Raw genomic sequence first — 17,912 nt, 5'->3', positions numbered from 1 at the left:
GGCTCAGCCTCGTGCTTCGGCGATGACGGCACCGAGAGTGCGCTCGGCCAGACGGATCTTGAAGCTGTCGTCATTGGTCGGCTTGGCATCGCCCAGCAGCCTTGCCGTGACAGCCTTGGCGCCCTGGCCGAGCTGCGCATCGGCCTCATCGAGGCGCCACGGCTTGTGAGCGACGCCACCCAGCGCGACGCGTCCCGAGCCGTCGCGCTGAACCACGGCGGCCACCGAGACCAGCGCGAAGGCGTAGGACGCACGATCGCGGACCTTGCGGTAGATCTGCGTGCCGCCGATCGGCTTCGGCAGGGTCACCGCGGTGATCAGTTCGTCCGCCGCCAAGGCGGTCTCGAGATGCGGCGTCGTGCCCGGCTCGCGATAGAACGCCGCGATCGGGATGCTGCGCGTGGCGCCATCCGGCTTCACGGTCTCGATGCTGGCGTCGAGCGCGCGCATCGCAACTGCCATGTCGCTCGGATGCGTGGCGATGCAGGCCTCGCTGGCGCCGATCACCGCAAGCTGCCGGCTGTAGCCGCCGATGGCCGAGCAGCCGCTGCCGGGCCGGCGCTTGTTGCACGGCATGTTGGTGTCATAGAAATACGGGCAGCGCGTGCGCTGAAGCAGATTGCCGGCGGTGGTCGCCTTGTTGCGCAGCTGGCCCGAGGCACCAGCGACGAGCGCCCGCGACAGCAGGCCGTAGTCGCGCCGGATGCGGGAGTCGGACGCGAGATCGGTGTTGCGCACCAGCGCGCCGATCCGCACGCCGCCGTCGCCGGTATCCTCGATCCTGTCGAGCGCCAAGCCGTTGACATCGATCAGATGCGTGGGCGCCTCGATCTGCAGCTTCATGAGGTCGAGCAGATTGGTGCCGCCGGCGATGAACTTGGCGCCGGTCTTGGTCGCGAGGGCAGCGGCCGCTTGCGCCGGCGATTGAGCGCGCTCATAGGTGAAGGGCTTCATGCCTTGTTCTCCGCGACCTCGAGGATCGCCTCGGCGATGTTGGAATAGGCGCCGCAGCGGCAGATGTTGCCGCTCATGCGCTCGCGCAGTTCGTCACGGGTGAGTTGCGGCGGCTCGGTCAGGCTGCCGGTGACGTGGCTCGGAATGCCGGCCTTGATCTCGTCGAGCACGGCGGTGGCCGAACAGATCTGTCCGGGCGTGCAATAGCCGCATTGAAACCCGTCATGCTTGACGAAAGCCGCCTGCATCGGCGCGAGATGGTCGGGCGTGCCGATGCCCTCGATCGTCGTGATCGCATCGCCCTCGTGCATCACCGCCAGCGTCAGGCAGGAATTGATGCGCCGGCCGTCGACATGCACGGTGCATGCGCCGCACTGGCCGTGATCGCAGCCCTTCTTGGTTCCGGTCAGCTGGAGATGCTCGCGCAGCGCATCGAGCAAGGTCGTGCGCGTGTCGAGCTCGAGTTCCCTGATGCTGCCATTGACCGCGAAGGAGACTTTGGTCGTCGCAGGCGGCACCGCTGCGGCGGGCTCTGCTGCGAAGGCGCCGGGCGAGAACGGCATCGCCAGCCCGGCCACCGATACGGCGCCGCCGACCATCAGATCGCGGCGATTCATTCTGAAGGGGGGATTGTCCATCACGGCTTTCGATCCTCGACTCGCGAGGAGCAAACGCGCCCCACCCGGATCGGTTGCGTGGTCGCGATCACGTGTCTCACCCGATGGCGCTGACGGTCGGTGACGCATGTTCCCGCGCCTGGTTGCCCTCCACCGAACCCTGCCCGACGGGCAAATCAATTGCGCGGTCCGGTCAGCACGCGACGCAGGCCTCGCTCCAATCGTCAGAAAAGCGCGTGCGCGATAAAGCTCATTTGATCAATGCCGCCAAGGCGATCGCGCCGATCAGCCGAAACGCGCCGATTTTTTGCTTTCCAAAAATCAGAAATCGTGCAATCTGGGTCCGTCCTGCTCTCATGAGAGGGGCGCCTCGCGATCGTCACGAACGTGGAGGGCGGGATGCGGTGGGCACGCCGGTCGTAGCGTGATCTGATCATGCGGACGAACGATCCGGTGCGCACGGCGAAGTCGTGATGTCCTGACACCCCGATGCTGGTGTCAAGCGAGGAGCCCGACATGCTCCGACCGATGGTGGCCAGACAGCCGGCGCACCAGGGAGACCACGTATAAGCCGTAACGCCATCGCGCGGGGAATGCCGGAGTGTCCGGCTAAACCTGTGGTGACTGCCGCCTGCTTTTCTTGTTGCAGGCGGGCCATGGGTGAGGCCCTCACCCGGCATTCCCCGCGCCCTCTCAACGATTTCGAGGGCGATATCGTCAGCAAGACTCGGGCGTCATCGGCCGCGAGATTGCGATGTCATGACTCGGGCTGCAGCACTTGTAGACAGAAGCACCGCCTCGAGTCCGTCGTCGATCAACAATTTCGTCGAGAGGCGCGTGAGCGAGGCACCAACTTCGACGCGCTGCCCTTGCAAAACCGACAGAGAGGGGACGTCGCAACCCAGCTCAGCTCGTCATTCCGGGACAGCCGCGCCAGCGGCTGGGCCCGGAATCCATACTCACGATCGTGGTTATGGATTCCGGGCTCAGCCCTGCGGGCTGCCCCGGAATGACAATGCGGAGAAAGTTCAGCTGATCACCAACGACGGAACGGGAGGATGCTTCCCCCTGCCCGCCTCAATCGATCCGGGCGAGCACGGCGAGCTTGCGGATGCCCTTGTTCTTGTAGGCATCGAGGAAAGCGTAGTAGTCGCGGAACGACACGCAGCCGTTGGAGTCGCCGTTCGGTCCGAGCATGAAGGTGTGCGCCAGCAGGCCGTTGCGGCCGTGGATCGCATCCTCGCCGCCGATCGGGTTGAGGCGCAGCGCCGGCACCCCGTGGAACAGCGCCTCGCGCGGCTTGAGCTCGTAGATGTGCGGCGGCGTGACGCCGCGCATCTTGATCTTCTCCGAACTCGGCTTGTCCAGGTTCTCGCCGAGGCCGGAATGCGCCTCGAGCTTGGTGCCGTCAGGCAGATACACCGCCTTGGCCGAGATGTCGTAGACCGCCGTGCTCAAATCGTAAGGCGGCCGGCCGCCACGGGTCGGATCCTTGGCGATCGAGGCGGTGATGTTGGAGTCGGCCGAGGCGTAGGCCAGGAGCCCGCCCTCCTGGTTCTCCGGCTTGCCCCAGAGCTTCTCCTGGATCGAATGGCGCTCGCCGGCGATCGACATCACGGCAGCCTTGGCGCGTTCGGTCATGGCGCGCAGCGAGAAGCCGCCGGACTTCGAGGCATTGGCATCAGTCGCCTGCGCCGGCGCGTCGGCCTGCGGCTTCGGCGCCTGCTTCGGATTGGTATTGGCGAGAGCAAGCTGCATCGGCGGCCGGGCGTCCTTCTTCGGCGCGTCGGCGACCTTGGCGGTCTCGGCCGGTTTGGCATCGGCCAGCTTCAGGTCAGGCAGCTTGGGCGCGGTGTCGACGAGCCTGGGCAGCGGCGGTGCGCCGGCGGCCGCGTTGGAGGCGACGCCCTGGGGCACGGCTGCGCCGAAGCGGTCGTTGAACATCTGCGGCGTGATCGCGGCGACGGTCGTCACCGGCGGCGACTCCGGCAGCGCCGAGAACGCGTCGCCGACGGCCTCCGCGGCGCTGCGGGTGGCGATCCGCGGCGCCGGGCGCGCGACGGGCTCATCCTGCTCGATGCTGCCAACAGAGGGGCCAAGGGTCGGATAGGCGTCGGCCGCGATGATCTTGGTATAGACCGTCACCGCGCAGCCCCCGATCAGGCATGCGATTGCCGCGCCACCGATCAATTTGTGAGAGAGAGCGATCAGGGAGGACTTCCTGCGATTTCGTGCGGCCAACGCAGCTCGACTGTTACTCATTTACTCACGCCCGAACGAAGACTTGAAACTCTCGCTCGATGCGCCACGGACACCCGCTTTGCATCTCGCAGAAGCACAGAGCTTCATTAAGGCGACTTTTAGTTAAATGCTGATTAAGTTTTGGCGGATTAAGGGCGGGTTAACCATGGAGCTCTGTTTTGCCGCCAAACAGGGCGGAAACAGGGCAAAATTGCGCTTCGGGCCGGGAAATCAGCCCCGCACAACTCCGGAGACGGTGCGGTTTTACTCGGTGCGGATCAGTAAAACATCGCACGCGGCGTTAACGATTGGGCTGCGGCGCCGCTGTGCGGCCGATCATCTCGGTCTTTCACCAACTCGCCGCAAGCAATGCGCGGTTTTCCAAGGCTTGAGGACCCTGCCCGCCCCCGTAACCTTCCGGATTTTGCGCCGCCAGGGCCACGACGGCAGTATGGTAGCGACCGATTCTCCGCAACGCCTCGTCGGCACATCGTACCGCGTCCGCTTCCTGCCGCGACGACACGATAAGGACACCCATGCAGATTCCCGACCGGAAGCTGGCCTTCGTTCTCGCCTCCAGCAACCACGGCACGATGATCGTGAACCGGCTCGACTATCGGATGGTCGACGCCAACCGAGGCTACGGCGTCGGCTACCAGCTCCTGCAGACCGGCGCCTTCGACCCCTCCGAGGTCCAGCTGGCTGTGCGTATGCTCGCCATCCGCCGCAAGCATCATGGCGACGGCGCGGTCGCGATCGATTGCGGCGCCAATATCGGCGTCCATACGATCGAATGGGCCAAGGCGATGACCGGCTGGGGATCGGTGCTGTCGATCGAGGCGCAGGAGCGGATCTACTACGCGCTCGCCGGCAACGTCGCGATCAACAACTGCTTCAATGCGATCGCCATCCATGCCGCGGTTTCGTCCGAACGCGGCGTGCTGAACATCCCGTGTCCGGACTATCTGACCCCGTCCAGCTTCGGCAGCCTGGAGCTGCGCCAGCGTCCGAACACCGAGTTCATCGGCCAGCCGATCGACTATGGAAACAACACGGTCGAGGTGCGCAAGCTTCCGCTCGACGATTTCAACCTGCCGCGTTGCGACCTGATCAAGCTCGATGTCGAGGGCATGGAGCTGGAGGCGCTGGAAGGCGCCGCGGCGACGATCGAGCGCTGCACGCCGATCATGCTGATCGAGAAGATCAAGAGCGATGCCGACCAGTTGCGGCAATGGCTGGAGCGCCGCGGCTACAAGACGGTCGACGCCGGCATCAACATGGTGGGGATCCATGCGCAGGACCCATCGCTGGCGGATATCATTCCACAGCAATCCTGACGCGAGCGTCAGCGCTGCAACTCCGGCGGCGGCGTGCGGTCGAGCACGTCGCGCTTGGGCTCGCTGAGCGAGTAGAAGGCATAGGTCTCGATGGTCAAGGGCCCGCGCTTGCGCTCGGCCTCGCCGATCTTTTCGGCCCGGCCGAATGTGTTGGTGACATAGAACCGCGGCCCGATCTGCGCCTCATCCACCAACAGCTGCGTGCCCGCCAGTTGCACTGGATCCGGCTCGGGGAAATTGACCCAGCGGATGCGCTGGATCGGCTGCAGCACGCAGGTGCCGCGCGGCAGATAGAACGAAAGCCACGCGGTGGTGCCGTAGTCCATGGCGAGCACGCAGGTCGCGCCGGCGCGCCGGCGCGCCGCCTCGATCTCGGCGGCCAGGGGACGCCAGCCGACGCCGACGCTGCGCACGGTGGCGTCGCGCTTGTAGCCGGACAGCACGCCGGTGTCGGCCTGCACGATCAGGGCGACGAACATGACGATGCCGGCCGGCAGCGCCCAGCGCAGGCAGAACGCTGCGGTGCGCTGCTCACGCGGGGACCAGGTCATAGCATGGGCGGCGGCTGCGGCAGCCACCACGAAGGCCGGATAGATCGGCGCGAACCAGTTGGCTTCGACGCGGGCGTGCAGCGCGTGCCAGAAGAAGTAGGCGACGATGACCCAGACCATCGCCTCGACCAGGACGCGTCCCGCCGCATCCCCTGCCCGGCGCCGCGCCAGACCGTAGAGACCCATCACCCCGAGGATGAAGATCAGGGGCGTCGCAAAGACGAATTGGGTCGGGATCAGCTCGGCGATGAAGACGGGCCGGAAATCTTCGATTTTGGCGCGGCCGAGCTGCTTGATGAACGACACCCATTGGTGATCGGCATTCCACAGGATCACCGGCGAGAAGATCGCAAACGCCACGGCGCCGCCGAGATAGGGCCAGGGCGAAGCCAGCCAGGGCCGCATCTTTGGGACGGCGAGCAGCCAGATCAGGATCGCCGCGCCGAAGAACATCGCGGTGTATTTCGACAGCAGCGCTGCGCCGACGGCCGCGCCGAGCGCGAGCCACCATACGCCCCTGCCCGTTTCCACGAGCTTGGCGCAGAAGAACAGTACGAAGCTCGACGCCACCAGCAGCGGCGCATCGGGCGTCACGATCAGCGTGCCCACTGCGGCCATCAGGGTGAGGTTGAGCAACATCGCCGCCGTGGCTGCCACGCGCACGCTGCCGAACAGGATCTGGGCGGTGCGATAGACTGCGTAGCTCATGGGCAAGCCGAGCAGGATCGAAACGCAGCGCACGCCGAGCTCGCTGTCGCCGGCGATCATCGTGCCCAGGCGGATCACGACCGCGACCATCGGCGGATGGTCGTAGTAGCCGCCGGCGAGATGCTTCGACCACATCCAGTAATAGGCTTCGTCGAAGGTGATCGGCGTGACCGCGGCCGCGATCAGCCGGACAACGACGAGGCCCGCAATGGTCAGCCAGGCGTTGCGCGCCAGCCGCGTGTCGTCGCCAGCAGTGGCAGGGATCATCGCTTGCGCCAGACGAACAATCCGGAGATCGCGTAATTCCACACCACGCCCATCAGCGCGCCCGCTGCGCCCGCCAGCCACCAGATCGGCTCCTGGTCATAGACCGAGAAGGCGACGCCGACATTGGCGAGCAGGCCAACAGAACAGACCAGATAGAACGCAAGCAGGCCGCGCAGGATGCCAAAGCCCTTCAGGCGCTGGTCGCGATAGGTGAGGAAGTTGTTGAGGATGAAGTTCGAGGTCATCGCCACGAAGGCGCCGAGCGCCTGCGCCTCGGCGAATGGCAGGTCGAACAGGTTGAGACCGAGAAAGAGCGTGGCGAGATGCACGACCAGGCCGGTGCCGCCGACCATGGCGAACAAGAGGAAGCGCAGCGAGACGACGTCGTTGGTCATCTTGGCCAGCACGAGGCCGAGGAAGTCGAGCGCGACCATCGAATCGAGCTTGCTCTCGCCATGCAGGCGCGAGCCGAATGTATAGGGCACCTCGACGGTCTTCAGCCCGCCCTCGGCGCTGGCGATGATGTCGAGCAGGATCTTGAAGCCCTGCGTCGACAGCTTTGGCGCGATCTGCTCGAAACGGTCGCGGCGGATCATGAAGAAGCCGCTCATGGGGTCGTTGACCTCGACCTTGAGCGCGCGGCGCGCGATCTCGGTGGCGAAGGCGCTGGCCCCTGCCCGCTTGCTGTCGAAGCTCGCGGCACTTCCGCCCTCGATGTAGCGGCTGCCGACGACGAGCTCGGCCGCCCCGCTCTGCAGCAGCGCCAGCATCTTCGGCAGCTGGGTCTCGTCATGCTGCAGATCCGCGTCGATCACGGCCGCAAAAGGAGCGCTGGCGGCGAGGATGCCCTCGATGCAGGCGCCGGAAAGGCCGCGGCGGCCGATGCGGCGGATACAGCGAACGCGATTGTCGCCACGCGACAATTCGCGCACAACCTGCCAGGTGCCATCGGGGGAGTTGTCGTCGACGAACACGACCTCCCACGGCACGTCCTTGAACGCCGCCTCCAGCCGCCGGTACAGCGTGGTGACATTGTCACGCTCGTTGAAGGTCGGGACGACCACCGAAACGATCGGAATATCAGCGGTTTGCAGGGACACTGGCGGGGCCGTTCGGATGGCTTCGGTCATGGTGCCGATGCGTATATCTGCCGCTTTCAGCACTGCCAAGCACGGCCGCTGGGGGATGGCGCAGAAAACCCGGCCGGTGGTGCCGGCCTGCACCGTTCCGGCAAGGCCCCAAAATGCCAACGACCACAAACAAAGGGCGCGCGTACATCCGGCGCAACCGCTCTGCCGTGGTCGTCTCGATGCCGGAGCCCAGAGAGCTCGACGTCACCGTCCCTACCTAGATGGGGTGCCCCCGCGAAGATGCAAGGGCCGCCCGGAGTTTTGCCTAGTTCGGAACCTCGCGCACGACCGGCCCACGGACGGCCGGCGCGACCGGAACGGTCTGCACGGGCGTGGGCGGCACCTCGACCTTGGCCGGCTGCACCGGACGGGCCATCGGCCCGACGGGAACGTAATAGAACGCCGACGCCAGCGCGGCCGCCCCGACGATCGCGCCCAGCAGGCCGCCGACCGATTCCGCTTTCATGGTCACATCTCCCCTTCCCAGCCGCCCCCTCGATACACGAGGCTCAGCACGGCTGGAAGAGCGGCAACGCAACACCGCCGAAACTGGTCAGACGCGCCGCAGTTGACTACTCTGCCACAGGCCAAACCACCCTCCCGCCAGCAACGGAACATCCAGTGAGCAAAGCTCCTGCACGCGCCTCGCACTCCAAGAGCTCGACATCCAAGAGCCAGATCTATATCGGCATCGGCGGCTGGACCTTCGCGCCCTGGCGCGGCGTGTTCTATCCTGACAAGCTGCCGCAAGCGAAGGAGCTCGAATATGCAGCGTCCAAGCTGACCTCGATCGAGATCAACGGCACCTATTACGGATCGCAGAAGCCGGAGAGCTTTCGCAAATGGGCCCGCGAGGTGCCCGACGGCTTCATCTTCTCGCTGAAGGGTCCGCGCTTCGCGACCAACCGCAAGGTGCTGGCGGAGGCCGGCGACTCGGTGAAACGCTTCTACGACACCGGCGTGCTCGAGCTCGGCGACCGCCTCGGTCCCGTGCTCTGGCAGTTCGCGCCGACCAAGAAATTCGATGCGGTGGATTTCGGCAAGTTTCTCGAGGTGCTGCCGCGCGAGATCGACGGCCGCAAATTGCGCCATGTCGTGGAGGTCCGGCACGACAGTTTCTGCGTGCCCGAGTTCGTCGCACTGCTGCGCGAGTTCGAAACGCCCGTGGTGTTCGCCGAGCACGGCAAATATCCGGCGATCGCCGATGTCACCGGCGACTTCGTCTATACGCGGCTGCAGAAGGGCAATGACGAGCTCAAGACGTGCTATCCGCCGAAGCAGCTCGATGCCTGGGCGAAGCGCTTGCAGCTGTGGGCCGAGGGTGGCGAACCGGACGACCTGCCGCGGGTTGACGATAAGCCGGCGAAGAAAAAGGCGCGCGATGTGTTCGCCTATGTGATCCATGAGGGCAAGGTGCGCGCGCCGGCCGGCGCAATGGAATTGATCGAACGCGTGAGCTGACGAGGCGGCGATGGCCAAGACAACGTTGTTCACCATCGGCTACGAGCACACGCCGGCCAAGGCCGTGCTCGACGAGCTGCAGTCGGCCGGCGTGAAGCTGCTGGTCGACGTCCGCGCGGTGGCGGCGTCACGGCGGCCGGGCTTCGCCAAGAGCCAGCTCGCCGCCGGGCTCGACGAGCGCGGCATCGCCTATGTCCATCTGCGCGGGCTCGGTACGCCGAAGGAAGGTCGCGAGGCGGCGCGCAGCGGCCATTACGATACGCTGCACAAGATCTACAGCGCGCATCTGAAGACGCCGCAGGCCAGGGAGCAGATGGACGAGTTGGCGTCGCTGGTCAAGACCGCCGGCCCCGTCTGCCTGCTCTGCTACGAGCGTGATCACGCGCACTGCCACCGGCAATGGATCGCCGAGATCATCGAGGAGCGCGACAAGGTCCGGGTGGAGAACCTCGTCGCGCCCCAGGTCTAGGCCGCTACTCCGCGGCGCAGGTGAAGGATGACGCCTGCTCGATGTCGCCACCGGTGTATTTGGCAAACTTCGGCCACGGGCACAGCGGCCGCGACCGCTGCGGGCTCCACGTGGACGGCAGCTCCTTGTTGGCTGGATTGACCGAAGCCGTGATCGCCTCCGGCGCCTTGCCCTTCTCGACCCAGTCCATCAGCGCGCCCAGCGCATCGAACTTTTCGAGCGTGACGCCGCCGCCGCAATGCGTCTCGCCGGGCAATGCGAACAGGCGAGCGAACGTATCGGCCTTGCCCTGCACATTGGCATCGAGCTTCTCGTACCAGCGGATGGTGTCGTTGACCGAAAACACCGGATCGGCCTGGCCGTGATAGATCAGCATCTTGCGCGCGCCGTTCTGGAACGCCGGCAAGGTCGGATTGTCGACGGCGGGCGGCGTCATGAAATCCATCGCGGACTCCGTGAACGGCCCCTCCTTGGCGTAGATCTTCGGCGCGTCCTTGTCGAAGTCGTAGGCTTGCAGCTTCTCCACGAGCTTGTCCGGCGAGCCTTCGACCTCCACCGGCGGCGTCGAGAAGATGTAGTTCAGCGAGGCACCGCCCATGGTGGCGATGATCGGAAGGTTGTTCCACGGCGCCACCGGGCTTTCGACCTTCCAGGCGCGCCAGTTGCCGGTGCCGACGCCGCCATCGGCCGGCCAATCCGAATACAGCGCCTCGCCCTTCGAATTGCGCGGGCCGGCGAAGATCGTCTTCAGCGCATCGACCTTCGCGGCCGGCAGGCAGGCGTCGGTCGCCCCGGCAGCGCAGCGCAGGCTGTCGAAGCTGAACGTCTTCTGGCACGCCTTCAGGTTGGCCGTCAGCCCGTCCTTGGCGCCATCGAGACCGTCGCAGAGCTCGATGATCTTGGACGAGATCAGCTTGGCGTCCTCGCGGGTGATCGACTTACGGATGTCGGCATCGGCCTTGGTCAGTGCCTGCACATCCCAGGCATGCTGCACGGCCGCGCGCGGCAGGTTGAAGCCGGGATTGCCGACCAGGAAGCCGTCATACTGCTCGGGCATGCGCTCGGCCGCGACCATCGTGTGACGGCCGCCATTGGAGCAGCCGGCGATGTAGGAGTAATCCGGCTTCTTGCCGTAATGCGCGGCAATGATCGCCTTGGCGATCGGCGCCAGCGTGATGTCGGCGGAATAGCCGTAATCGCGGCGCGCCTGCGGGTCGAGCCCGAAGGCCGAGCCCGCCGCGAGCCCTCGCGGCTTGTTGGCGGGATCGCTGCCGGAATGGCCGCTGTCCGACGACAGCACGGCGAAGCCGCGCGCCAGCGGCGTGGTGCCGCCACTGACAAGGCCGTCGGCCTTGTCGCCGAGCGCAGGCACCACGACGCCGTCATTGCCGCCGTTCACCTGATGCAGGAAGCGGCCGTTCCAGGTCTCCGGCAGCCTGATCTCGAACTGGATGGCATAGGCCCGGCCATCGACTCCGGTCCGCTCGTTGACCTTGCCGGAGAGGATGCAGTGCCGCGGCAGCCCGTCGCCGGCTTCCTGAAGCTTCGATCCGGTCAAGGTGAGCCCGGGGACCTTCAGCGCCTCCGCCGTCACCCTGCTGCAGCCGGCGTCGTCCGCGCGGGCCGAGCCCATGGCGGCAGCGCAGACAAGGCCGACGCCCGCGATCAACGAGGTCCTCGATCGGATCATGCATTTCCCCCTGATTCCTGTTCGTTGGGGGGGAGTAAACCTTGGGGATGCGCCGTTGTAAATCGCCGACCGGGACGGCGGCATCAACTGCTAGTGCAGCTGCCAGACCTCGAACGGCCGATCGTAGCCGCGCACGACGACCTCGCCGTGGAAGACCGCATTTTCGGCGCCATCACCCGCGGCTTGCCGGACCTCGGTCGAGATCAGCAATTGCGAGCCGAACTCCTTGTTCAGCGCCTCCAGCCGGGACGCGAAGTTCACGGTGTCGCCGATCACGGTGTATTCCTTGCGGCGCGGCGAGCCGATGCTGCCGGCGACGACCTCGCCGAGATGGATGCCGATGCCGATCCGCAGCGGCCAGGACGACGCGGCGTTGACGTCCTGCATCGATGCCACCATCTCGCGCGCCGCCGCGACCGCCTGCGCCGCGGCGTCGCGGGTCTCGAACGGTGCGCCGAACAGCGCGAGAAAGCCGTCGCCGAGAAACTTGTTCACGATGCCGCCATGACGCTCGAGGATCTCGACCAGTACGGCAAAGGCGCCGTCGAGCCGGTCGACAACCTCCTGCGGCGACTTCGATCGCGCCGCAGCCGTGAAGCCGCGGAAATCGACGAACATCACCGCGACCTGCCGGATGTCGCGCGCCTCCGCGGTACCCTCTTTCATCAGACGCTCGACAACCTGCGGCGAGACATGCTGGCCGAACAGGTCGGTCACGCGATCGCGCGCCGAGGCCGCTTCGATGCTCGCTGCGAACTGGCGTCTCAGTTGGACGCCGACGGCCCCGGCCAGCAGGCCGCTCAGGAAAATGATGAAGCTGCGTTCCCCGTGATAGTAGATCTCGGGATGCTGGCTGACATCGATGGAGGGACGGCCTGTCAGCGCGACCGTCAGCAATTCCGCCGCAGCCACCAGGCCGGTGAAGCTCGACAGCCAGAAATCGAGACGCAAGGTCGAGAGAATGATGAAGATGAAATAGACCAGCGGCGCGCCGAAGCCGAGCGCCCTGTCCGCACCAATCCCCTCGATCTGCATGATGAGCACGAGCGTCGGCATCGAGGTTTCGACCAGGGCGCTGATGTAGCGCCAGACGACCGGCACGTCACGGTCGCGGCGCATATGGGCCTTGATCCGGAACAGGATGAGAAGCTCGAAGGCGATGAAGGATACGATGACCACGTGGACATCGAGGATCCGCGTTCGGTTCGGCCAGATCCATTCCGAAATGCGCGGCACGAAGATGTCGACTACCGTGGTGATAACGAAAAACAGCGTCGCCGTCGCGATCAGGGCCTTCACCCGCAACAGTTCGGTGTTCAACGTCTGGCGCATCAGCGCATGGTTGAACTCCGCCGGCGCGGCCGCCGTACCGCTTGCCTTGCCTATCCCCGAGATTCGCATCATGCCCCAGCCGGTCCTCTGCCCGGCCGCCATTCTGCCCTAATCGAGGGTGCGGCGGAAGCGCATCACCGCAACGGTCATGGCGAACAGCATCAGGCCGAACAGGACGATCGTGTCGTGCTGGAGGTTGGCCAGCGTCGAGCCCTTGAGCATGATGGCGCGGACGATCCGCAGGTAGTGCGTCAGCGGCAGGCACTCGCCGACGATCTGCGCCCATTGCGGCATGCCGAGAAACGGAAACATGAAGCCCGACAGCAGGATGCTCGGCAGGAAGAACATCATCGAGAGCTGCATCGCCTGCAGCTGGTTCTGCGCCAGCGTGGAGAACGTGTAGCCGATCGAGAGGTTGGTGGCGATGAACAGGGTCGAGAGCAGCGCCAGCAGCAGCAGGCTGCCCATCACGGGCACGCCGAACAGCAGCACGCCGATGCCGATGATGATCGTCGCCTGGAGGAAGCCGACCATCACGTAAGGGATGATCTTGCCCAGCATCACCTCGACCGGCGTGATCGGCATCGACAGCAGGCTCTCCATCGTGCCGCGCTCGATTTCGCGCGTCACCGACAGCGCGGTGAAGATCAGCATCGTCATGGTCAGGATGGTGCCGACCAGGCCCGGCACGATGTTGAGCCGCGACGAAGCGGCCGGGTTGTAGCGGGCATGGGCCCTGATCTCGAACGGCGTCGTGACCGGATCACCGGTGTAGAGATCGTGCGACAGCGCGGTCTGCACGATGGTGCCGAGCGAGGACAGCGCCGAGGACGCTGCGACTGGATCGGTGGCATCGGCGGCAACCAGCAGCGCCGGACGGTCGCCGCGGCGGACGGCGCGCTCGAAGCCGCGCGGGATCTCGACGCCGAACAGGACCTTGCCCGAGAGCAGGAGATCGTCGAATTCGGCGACGCTCGTGACCTCGCGGGTGAAGCGGAAATAAGCCGTGTTCTCCATCGCCTTGAGGATCGAGCGGCCGAGATCGCTGTCCTCCTGCAGCAGCACCGCCGCCGGCAGATGGTGCGGCGTCGTGTTGATGGCGTAGCCGAACAGCATCAGCTGCATCACCGGCAGCATCACGATCATCGCGAACGAGACCCGGTCGCGGCGCAGCTGGATGAACTCCTTGACCAGCATCGCATAGGTGCGCCGCCAGAAGCCGAAGCGCGGCGAAGGAATGCTCTGCTGATGCGCGGTCTCGCTCATTGGAAATTGTCCCGCGACCGGTTCATCAGGTCGATGAAGACGTCCTCGAGCGACGGCGCGGCGTGCTGCCACTGCAGGCCGGGCTTGTCGCGCCACGGCGCGATCGTCTCGTCCAGGGCCTTGGCGTCGCGGCCGGAGACGTGCAGGCTGGTGCCGAACGGCGCCACCATGTCGACGCCGGGCTTGCCGGCGAGATCGGCCGCGAGCGCACGCAGATCATCGCCGCTGACGGTGTATGTCGTCAGCGCAGACTGCGCGATTACCTCGGAGACGGTGCCGTGCGCCAGCAGATGACCATAGGCGATGTAGGCGATCTCGTGACAGCGCTCGGCCTCGTCCATATAGTGGGTCGAGACCAGCACGGTCAGGCCCTCGCCGGCGAGCGCATGAATCTCGTTCCAGAAGTCGCGCCGCGCCTTCGGGTCGACGCCCGCCGTGGGCTCGTCGAGCAGCAGCAGTTGCGGGTTCGGCAAGGTGCAGGCGCCGAGCGCCAGCCGCTGCTTCCAGCCGCCCGACAGTTCGCCGGCGAGCTGCCGCTCGCGGCCGGAGAGACCGAGGCGCTGCACCATGTCGCGCGCGGCACGGCGTGGATCGGGCATGCCGTAGAGCCGCGCGACGAACTCGAGGTTCTCGCGCACGGAGAGGTCCTGATACAGGCTGAAGCGCTGGGTCATGTAGCCGACACGACGCTTGATCTTGTCGGCGTCGCGGCGGATGTCGAAGCCGAGGCAGGTGCCCTCGCCGCTGTCGGGGGTCAAGAGGCCGCAGAGCATGCGGATGGTCGTGGTCTTGCCTGAGCCGTTCGGCCCGAGAAAGCCATAGATCGAGCCGCGCTTCACCTGCATGGACAGGTCATGCACGACCTCGCGGCCGTCGAAGGATTTGCTCAGCCGCTTGACGTCGATCGCGATCCCGGCTGGTCCGGCCGCGCTCATCGCTTGTCCGCCACCGGCGTCTTCGGGTTCGGATAGATGCTGACGGGCTGGCCGACGCGCAATGCATCCGGCCGAGAGGGGCGCGCCTGGATGAGGTAGACGAGCTTGTTACGCTCCTCGAGGCTGTAGATGACCGGCGGCGTGTACTCCGCCGCCGTCGCCAGGAAATACACCCGGGCAGTGAGATCTCCCGCGCAATTGTCGCAGGTGACCTTGACCTCGTCGCCGACGGCGAATTTCGGCAGGTCCGTCTCCGGCACGTAGAAGCGCACCTTCATGTTCCCAGGCGGCATGATCGACAGCACCGGCCGCTGTGCGGCGACCATCTCGCCCTCGCGGAAATAGATCTGCTGGATGGTGCCGGCGACCGGCGCCACGCCCTTGCGCCGCGCCAGCCGAGTCTGCGAGGTCACGACATGCGCCTCGGCGATGCGCAGCGCCGAGACGGCGGAATCGAGCGTGGCCTGCGTCCCCGCCCCGGTCTTGCTCAGCGCGGCGGCACGGTCATAGGTCTGCTGCGCGTTGGCGAGCGTCGCCTTGGTCTGGTTGAGATCGGCCTGCTGCAGATCGTCGTCGACAGAATAGAGCGGATCGCCAACCTTGACCACGTCGCCTTCGCGCACGTTGAGCCTGGTCACACGGCCCGCTTCGTCCGGACTGACGAAGATCATGTCGGCCTCGACCCAGCCCTGGTAGCCGGGATCGCGCGTCTCCTTGCAGCCATCGAAGCTGAAGGCCGTGACCAGCACGGCGAGGCAATGCAGCAGGCTCATGCTGGCCTCCTCGGCCCGAAGATCAGATCGAGATGCGTCTGCAGCATCGCTTCCGCATCGAGCGGCGCATGGCGTTCGAACAGGCTCTTCCAGATCACCGCGACCATCATCGGCGCGATCATCAATTGCGGATGCTGTACGAGCTTGGGCTCACGGATCTCGCCGCGCGTGATTGCCAGCTGGATCAGCGCGCGCATGGCTGCAAGCCCGCGCGAGACGACCTCGCGATAGTAGAAATCGGCGATCGCAGGAAAGCGCGGCCCCTCGGCAATGATCAGGCGGACGAGATCGGCCCGCCGCGTGCCGGCGATCTCCTGGAGGAACATGCGGGCCAAGGCTTCGACCATGTCCCGCACCGACCCGCCCACCGGCGGCGGCGCGGCCAAACGGCCGACGAAGGGCACGATCGCGGTCCGGATCAATTCCTCGAACATCGATTCCTTGTCCTTGAAGTGCAGGTAGATCGTACCCTTGGCGACCCCTGCCCGTTTGGCGATGTCGTCAAGGCGCGTCGCCGCAAAGCCGCGGGCGATGAATTCGTCCATGGCGGCCTGCACGATCGACGCCCGGCGCTCGGCCGCGCGATCGGCGCGCCGGGACACCGCAGCGTCGGTCGCTTCCTGTTTTGCGGAGGCGGCCACAGCGGCCCTTCCCTCTCCGGTTCGTCTCGATGACTTCGACACGCACACAATATGACTGACTAGTCAGTCATTGTAAAGGCATTCTGAGGAGCGGTCGGTTCCCGCCTCCTGCGAGGCAGCGTGCCGCGGACCGATTGGCGCGAAGCGGGGATCAGCGGCGCGGGATCAGGTGCACGGCCTGATATAGGGACGGTTGATCTCCCAGAGCTCGTCGAGGATCTTGCGGGCCGCCGAGCCCGAGTTGACCACGGGATCGATCAGCAGCGCCTGCAGCGCGAGCTCCTTCGAGGCCGTCATGGCGGCCTGCACCGCCAGTTGCTGCACCTGGACCTGGACCGACATCAACTTGGCGACGGGATCCGGCAGCGGCCCGAGCGAGACCGGATGAATGCCGCCGCGATCGGCAACGACGGGCACTTCTACGGCTGCGTCCGCCGCAAGATTGGAGACCACACCGCGATTGAGCACGACGCCGGACTCGATCACCTGCCTGCGGTCGTGCAGCACCGACGCGATCACTGTCACCGCGCGTTCGCCCGACGGCATCCGCCACCAATCCGGCACGTCGGCGCGCCCCGACAGGACATCATCGATCTGGCCGATCAGCTTGGATCTCTCCGCCTCGTCCCAGGCAAAATCATAGCCGCGCTCGCCCGCCTCCCAGCCATAGGCGAGATACTCGCCGACATGGCCGTCGCCACAGCCGAGCCAACAGCCGAAGTCGCGCAGCAGCGTTCGGGTCAGCGGCGCGACCTTGGGATCGTGGCCGCGCTCCCGTTCGCGCAGCAGCGGATAGAGATCGACACCGGTCTCGCGGTCGCGGATCTGCAGCAGGCATTGGAAATGATTGAGCCCGGCACCTGCCACTTCGACGCGTCCCTCGGGCAAGCCCAGGATCGCTGCCACCTGGCTGCGCGCGATGAAGATGCCGTGGCAAAGGCCGATATGCGCAAGTTTGCTGTGCAGGCCGAGCGCGAGGATGATGCGGCTCTCCGGATTGGAGAAGTTGATGAACAGCGCGTGCGGACAGCGCTGCTCCATCTCACGCACGAAATCGAACACCACGGGCAAGGTGCGCAGCGTGAAGAACAGCGCGCCCGGTCCGCCATTTTCGCCGAGCGTATGACGGATGCCGTATTTGCGCGGCACCTCGAAGTCGAGCTTCCACAGCCGGTTGCGATCGATCGCGGTGGAATGGATCACGAAGCCGGCGCCTTCGAGCGCGGCGCGCCAGTCGGTCGTCGCTTCGATCGCGAGGCCTGCGCCGGAGAGATCGTTCAGCAGCCTCGCCAAGCGCTCCGCCCGCGCCAGTCGCGTCGTGTCGCGACCGACCAGCACCAGCGTCGACCCGGCGAGATCATGCGTCGAGAACAGGTCCCGGAACACGCTGAGCCCGAACGATGCGCTGCTCGCACCGAGGAAGACGATCTTGGTGACGGCGGTCATCGGTAGACTGTGCCAGTCCGGCGCGCCGCAGGCGTGATCCAGATCAAGACGGCCGCCAGCTCGAAGGATGGCGGCCGTCTGCGCGGGGGACGCA

16 protein-coding genes are annotated in these 17,912 nt (G+C 65.9%); 3 read left to right on the top strand and 13 right to left on the bottom strand.

The genetic code is table 11. From position 1 onward, the window contains the following. Positions 1-3: 3 nt before the first annotated feature. From ACQR0Z_RS25235 to ACQR0Z_RS25225, 3 genes are all read right to left on the bottom strand, one after another. The gene (locus ACQR0Z_RS25235) at positions 4-954 is read right to left on the bottom strand and encodes an FAD binding domain-containing protein (RefSeq protein WP_434920423.1); all 951 of its coding nucleotides are present in this window, start codon (positions 952-954) and stop codon (positions 4-6) included. Then, the gene (paoA, locus tag ACQR0Z_RS25230; protein ID WP_434920540.1) at positions 951-1,592 is read right to left on the bottom strand and encodes an aldehyde dehydrogenase iron-sulfur subunit PaoA; all 642 of its coding nucleotides are present in this window, start codon (positions 1,590-1,592) and stop codon (positions 951-953) included. The genes ACQR0Z_RS25235 and paoA overlap by 4 nt, the downstream gene beginning before the upstream one ends. 1,056 nt (positions 1,593-2,648) lie before the next feature. Beyond that, positions 2,649-3,833: a tlde1 domain-containing protein gene (locus ACQR0Z_RS25225; RefSeq protein ID WP_434920422.1), complete on the bottom strand. Its 1,185-nt coding sequence runs from the start codon at positions 3,831-3,833 to the stop codon at positions 2,649-2,651. A 515-nt stretch (positions 3,834-4,348) separates the two neighbouring features. Here ACQR0Z_RS25225 and ACQR0Z_RS25220 point away from each other — a divergent pair. Then, on the top strand, positions 4,349-5,149 hold the full coding sequence (locus ACQR0Z_RS25220; RefSeq protein WP_434875483.1) for an FkbM family methyltransferase: 801 nt from the start codon (positions 4,349-4,351) through the stop codon (positions 5,147-5,149). 8 nt (positions 5,150-5,157) lie between these two features. Here the strand turns inward: ACQR0Z_RS25220 and ACQR0Z_RS25215 are convergent, their stop codons facing one another. From ACQR0Z_RS25215 to ACQR0Z_RS25205, 3 genes are all read right to left on the bottom strand, one after another. After that, positions 5,158-6,675, bottom strand: a complete 1,518-nt coding sequence (locus tag ACQR0Z_RS25215; protein ID WP_434920421.1) for a glycosyltransferase family 39 protein — start codon at positions 6,673-6,675, stop codon at positions 5,158-5,160. Beyond that, the gene (locus ACQR0Z_RS25210; protein ID WP_434858533.1) at positions 6,672-7,805 is read right to left on the bottom strand and encodes a glycosyltransferase; all 1,134 of its coding nucleotides are present in this window, start codon (positions 7,803-7,805) and stop codon (positions 6,672-6,674) included. The genes ACQR0Z_RS25215 and ACQR0Z_RS25210 overlap by 4 nt, the downstream gene beginning before the upstream one ends. Positions 7,806-8,070: 265 nt before the next feature. After that, on the bottom strand, positions 8,071-8,271 hold the full coding sequence (locus ACQR0Z_RS25205; RefSeq protein WP_434920420.1) for a hypothetical protein: 201 nt from the start codon (positions 8,269-8,271) through the stop codon (positions 8,071-8,073). 155 nt (positions 8,272-8,426) lie between these two features. Between ACQR0Z_RS25205 and ACQR0Z_RS25200 the strand changes: the two genes are divergently transcribed. After that, complete coding sequence (locus ACQR0Z_RS25200) at positions 8,427-9,266, top strand: DUF72 domain-containing protein (protein ID WP_434920419.1); 840 nt, start codon at positions 8,427-8,429, stop codon at positions 9,264-9,266. A 10-nt stretch (positions 9,267-9,276) separates the two neighbouring features. After that, the gene (locus ACQR0Z_RS25195) at positions 9,277-9,735 is read left to right on the top strand and encodes a DUF488 domain-containing protein (RefSeq protein ID WP_434858530.1); all 459 of its coding nucleotides are present in this window, start codon (positions 9,277-9,279) and stop codon (positions 9,733-9,735) included. Between the two features lie 4 nt (positions 9,736-9,739). Here ACQR0Z_RS25195 and ACQR0Z_RS25190 read toward each other — a convergent pair whose 3' ends face one another. The 7 genes from ACQR0Z_RS25190 to ACQR0Z_RS25160 all read right to left on the bottom strand — a co-directional run bounded on the left by ACQR0Z_RS25190 (position 9,740) and on the right by ACQR0Z_RS25160 (position 17,818). Continuing rightward, complete coding sequence (locus tag ACQR0Z_RS25190) at positions 9,740-11,425, bottom strand: tannase/feruloyl esterase family alpha/beta hydrolase (RefSeq protein WP_434920418.1); 1,686 nt, start codon at positions 11,423-11,425, stop codon at positions 9,740-9,742. Between the two features lie 90 nt (positions 11,426-11,515). After that, complete coding sequence (locus ACQR0Z_RS25185; RefSeq protein ID WP_434858783.1) at positions 11,516-12,826, bottom strand: adenylate/guanylate cyclase domain-containing protein; 1,311 nt, start codon at positions 12,824-12,826, stop codon at positions 11,516-11,518. 39 nt (positions 12,827-12,865) lie between these two features. Further along, positions 12,866-14,023 carry an ABC transporter permease gene (locus ACQR0Z_RS25180; protein WP_434858528.1) on the bottom strand — a complete coding sequence of 386 codons (1,158 nt, stop codon included), beginning with the start codon at positions 14,021-14,023 and terminating at the stop codon, positions 12,866-12,868. Beyond that, entirely contained in the window at positions 14,020-14,958 is a 939-nt protein-coding gene (locus tag ACQR0Z_RS25175) for an ABC transporter ATP-binding protein (RefSeq protein WP_434920417.1), read from the bottom strand. The genes ACQR0Z_RS25180 and ACQR0Z_RS25175 overlap by 4 nt, the downstream gene beginning before the upstream one ends. Beyond that, positions 14,955-15,731 (bottom strand): HlyD family secretion protein, encoded by a 777-nt coding sequence (locus tag ACQR0Z_RS25170; protein WP_434920416.1) that lies wholly within the window; start codon positions 15,729-15,731, stop codon positions 14,955-14,957. Before ACQR0Z_RS25170 ends, ACQR0Z_RS25175 begins: the two co-directional genes overlap by 4 nt. Continuing rightward, positions 15,728-16,372: a TetR/AcrR family transcriptional regulator gene (locus tag ACQR0Z_RS25165; RefSeq protein WP_434920415.1), complete on the bottom strand. Its 645-nt coding sequence runs from the start codon at positions 16,370-16,372 to the stop codon at positions 15,728-15,730. The genes ACQR0Z_RS25170 and ACQR0Z_RS25165 overlap by 4 nt, the downstream gene beginning before the upstream one ends. Before the next feature lie 165 nt (positions 16,373-16,537). Further along, positions 16,538-17,818, bottom strand: coding sequence for an alpha-glucosidase/alpha-galactosidase (locus ACQR0Z_RS25160; protein ID WP_434920414.1), 1,281 nt, complete (start codon positions 17,816-17,818; stop codon positions 16,538-16,540). Positions 17,819-17,912 lie beyond the last annotated feature (94 nt).

The sequence above is a fragment of the Bradyrhizobium sp. HKCCYLS3077 genome, from assembly GCF_051167555.1.
Classification (GTDB): domain Bacteria; phylum Pseudomonadota; class Alphaproteobacteria; order Rhizobiales; family Xanthobacteraceae; genus Bradyrhizobium.
The sequence above is the reverse complement of the archived record's forward strand: the minus strand, read 5'-3'. Positions and strand labels throughout refer to the sequence as shown.

Excerpts from the sequence above, each read along its gene's own strand:
- ACQR0Z_RS25175 (WP_434920417.1), bottom strand. The coding sequence starts at position 14,958 with ATGAGCGCGGCCGGACCAGCCGGGATCGCGATCGACGTCAAGCGGCTG.
- ACQR0Z_RS25170 (WP_434920416.1), bottom strand. The coding sequence starts at position 15,731 with ATGAGCCTGCTGCATTGCCTCGCCGTGCTGGTCACGGCCTTCAGCTTC.
- ACQR0Z_RS25220 (WP_434875483.1), top strand. The coding sequence starts at position 4,349 with ATGCAGATTCCCGACCGGAAGCTGGCCTTCGTTCTCGCCTCCAGCAAC.
- ACQR0Z_RS25185 (WP_434858783.1), bottom strand. The coding sequence starts at position 12,826 with ATGCGAATCTCGGGGATAGGCAAGGCAAGCGGTACGGCGGCCGCGCCG.
- ACQR0Z_RS25210 (WP_434858533.1), bottom strand. The coding sequence starts at position 7,805 with ATGACCGAAGCCATCCGAACGGCCCCGCCAGTGTCCCTGCAAACCGCT.
- ACQR0Z_RS25205 (WP_434920420.1), bottom strand. The coding sequence starts at position 8,271 with ATGAAAGCGGAATCGGTCGGCGGCCTGCTGGGCGCGATCGTCGGGGCG.
- ACQR0Z_RS25215 (WP_434920421.1), bottom strand. The coding sequence starts at position 6,675 with ATGATCCCTGCCACTGCTGGCGACGACACGCGGCTGGCGCGCAACGCC.
- ACQR0Z_RS25160 (WP_434920414.1), bottom strand. The coding sequence starts at position 17,818 with ATGACCGCCGTCACCAAGATCGTCTTCCTCGGTGCGAGCAGCGCATCG.
- ACQR0Z_RS25235 (WP_434920423.1), bottom strand. The coding sequence starts at position 954 with ATGAAGCCCTTCACCTATGAGCGCGCTCAATCGCCGGCGCAAGCGGCC.
- ACQR0Z_RS25180 (WP_434858528.1), bottom strand. The coding sequence starts at position 14,023 with ATGAGCGAGACCGCGCATCAGCAGAGCATTCCTTCGCCGCGCTTCGGC.
- ACQR0Z_RS25225 (WP_434920422.1), bottom strand. The coding sequence starts at position 3,833 with ATGAGTAACAGTCGAGCTGCGTTGGCCGCACGAAATCGCAGGAAGTCC.
- ACQR0Z_RS25190 (WP_434920418.1), bottom strand. The coding sequence starts at position 11,425 with ATGATCCGATCGAGGACCTCGTTGATCGCGGGCGTCGGCCTTGTCTGC.
- ACQR0Z_RS25195 (WP_434858530.1), top strand. The coding sequence starts at position 9,277 with ATGGCCAAGACAACGTTGTTCACCATCGGCTACGAGCACACGCCGGCC.
- paoA (WP_434920540.1), bottom strand. The coding sequence starts at position 1,592 with ATGGACAATCCCCCCTTCAGAATGAATCGCCGCGATCTGATGGTCGGC.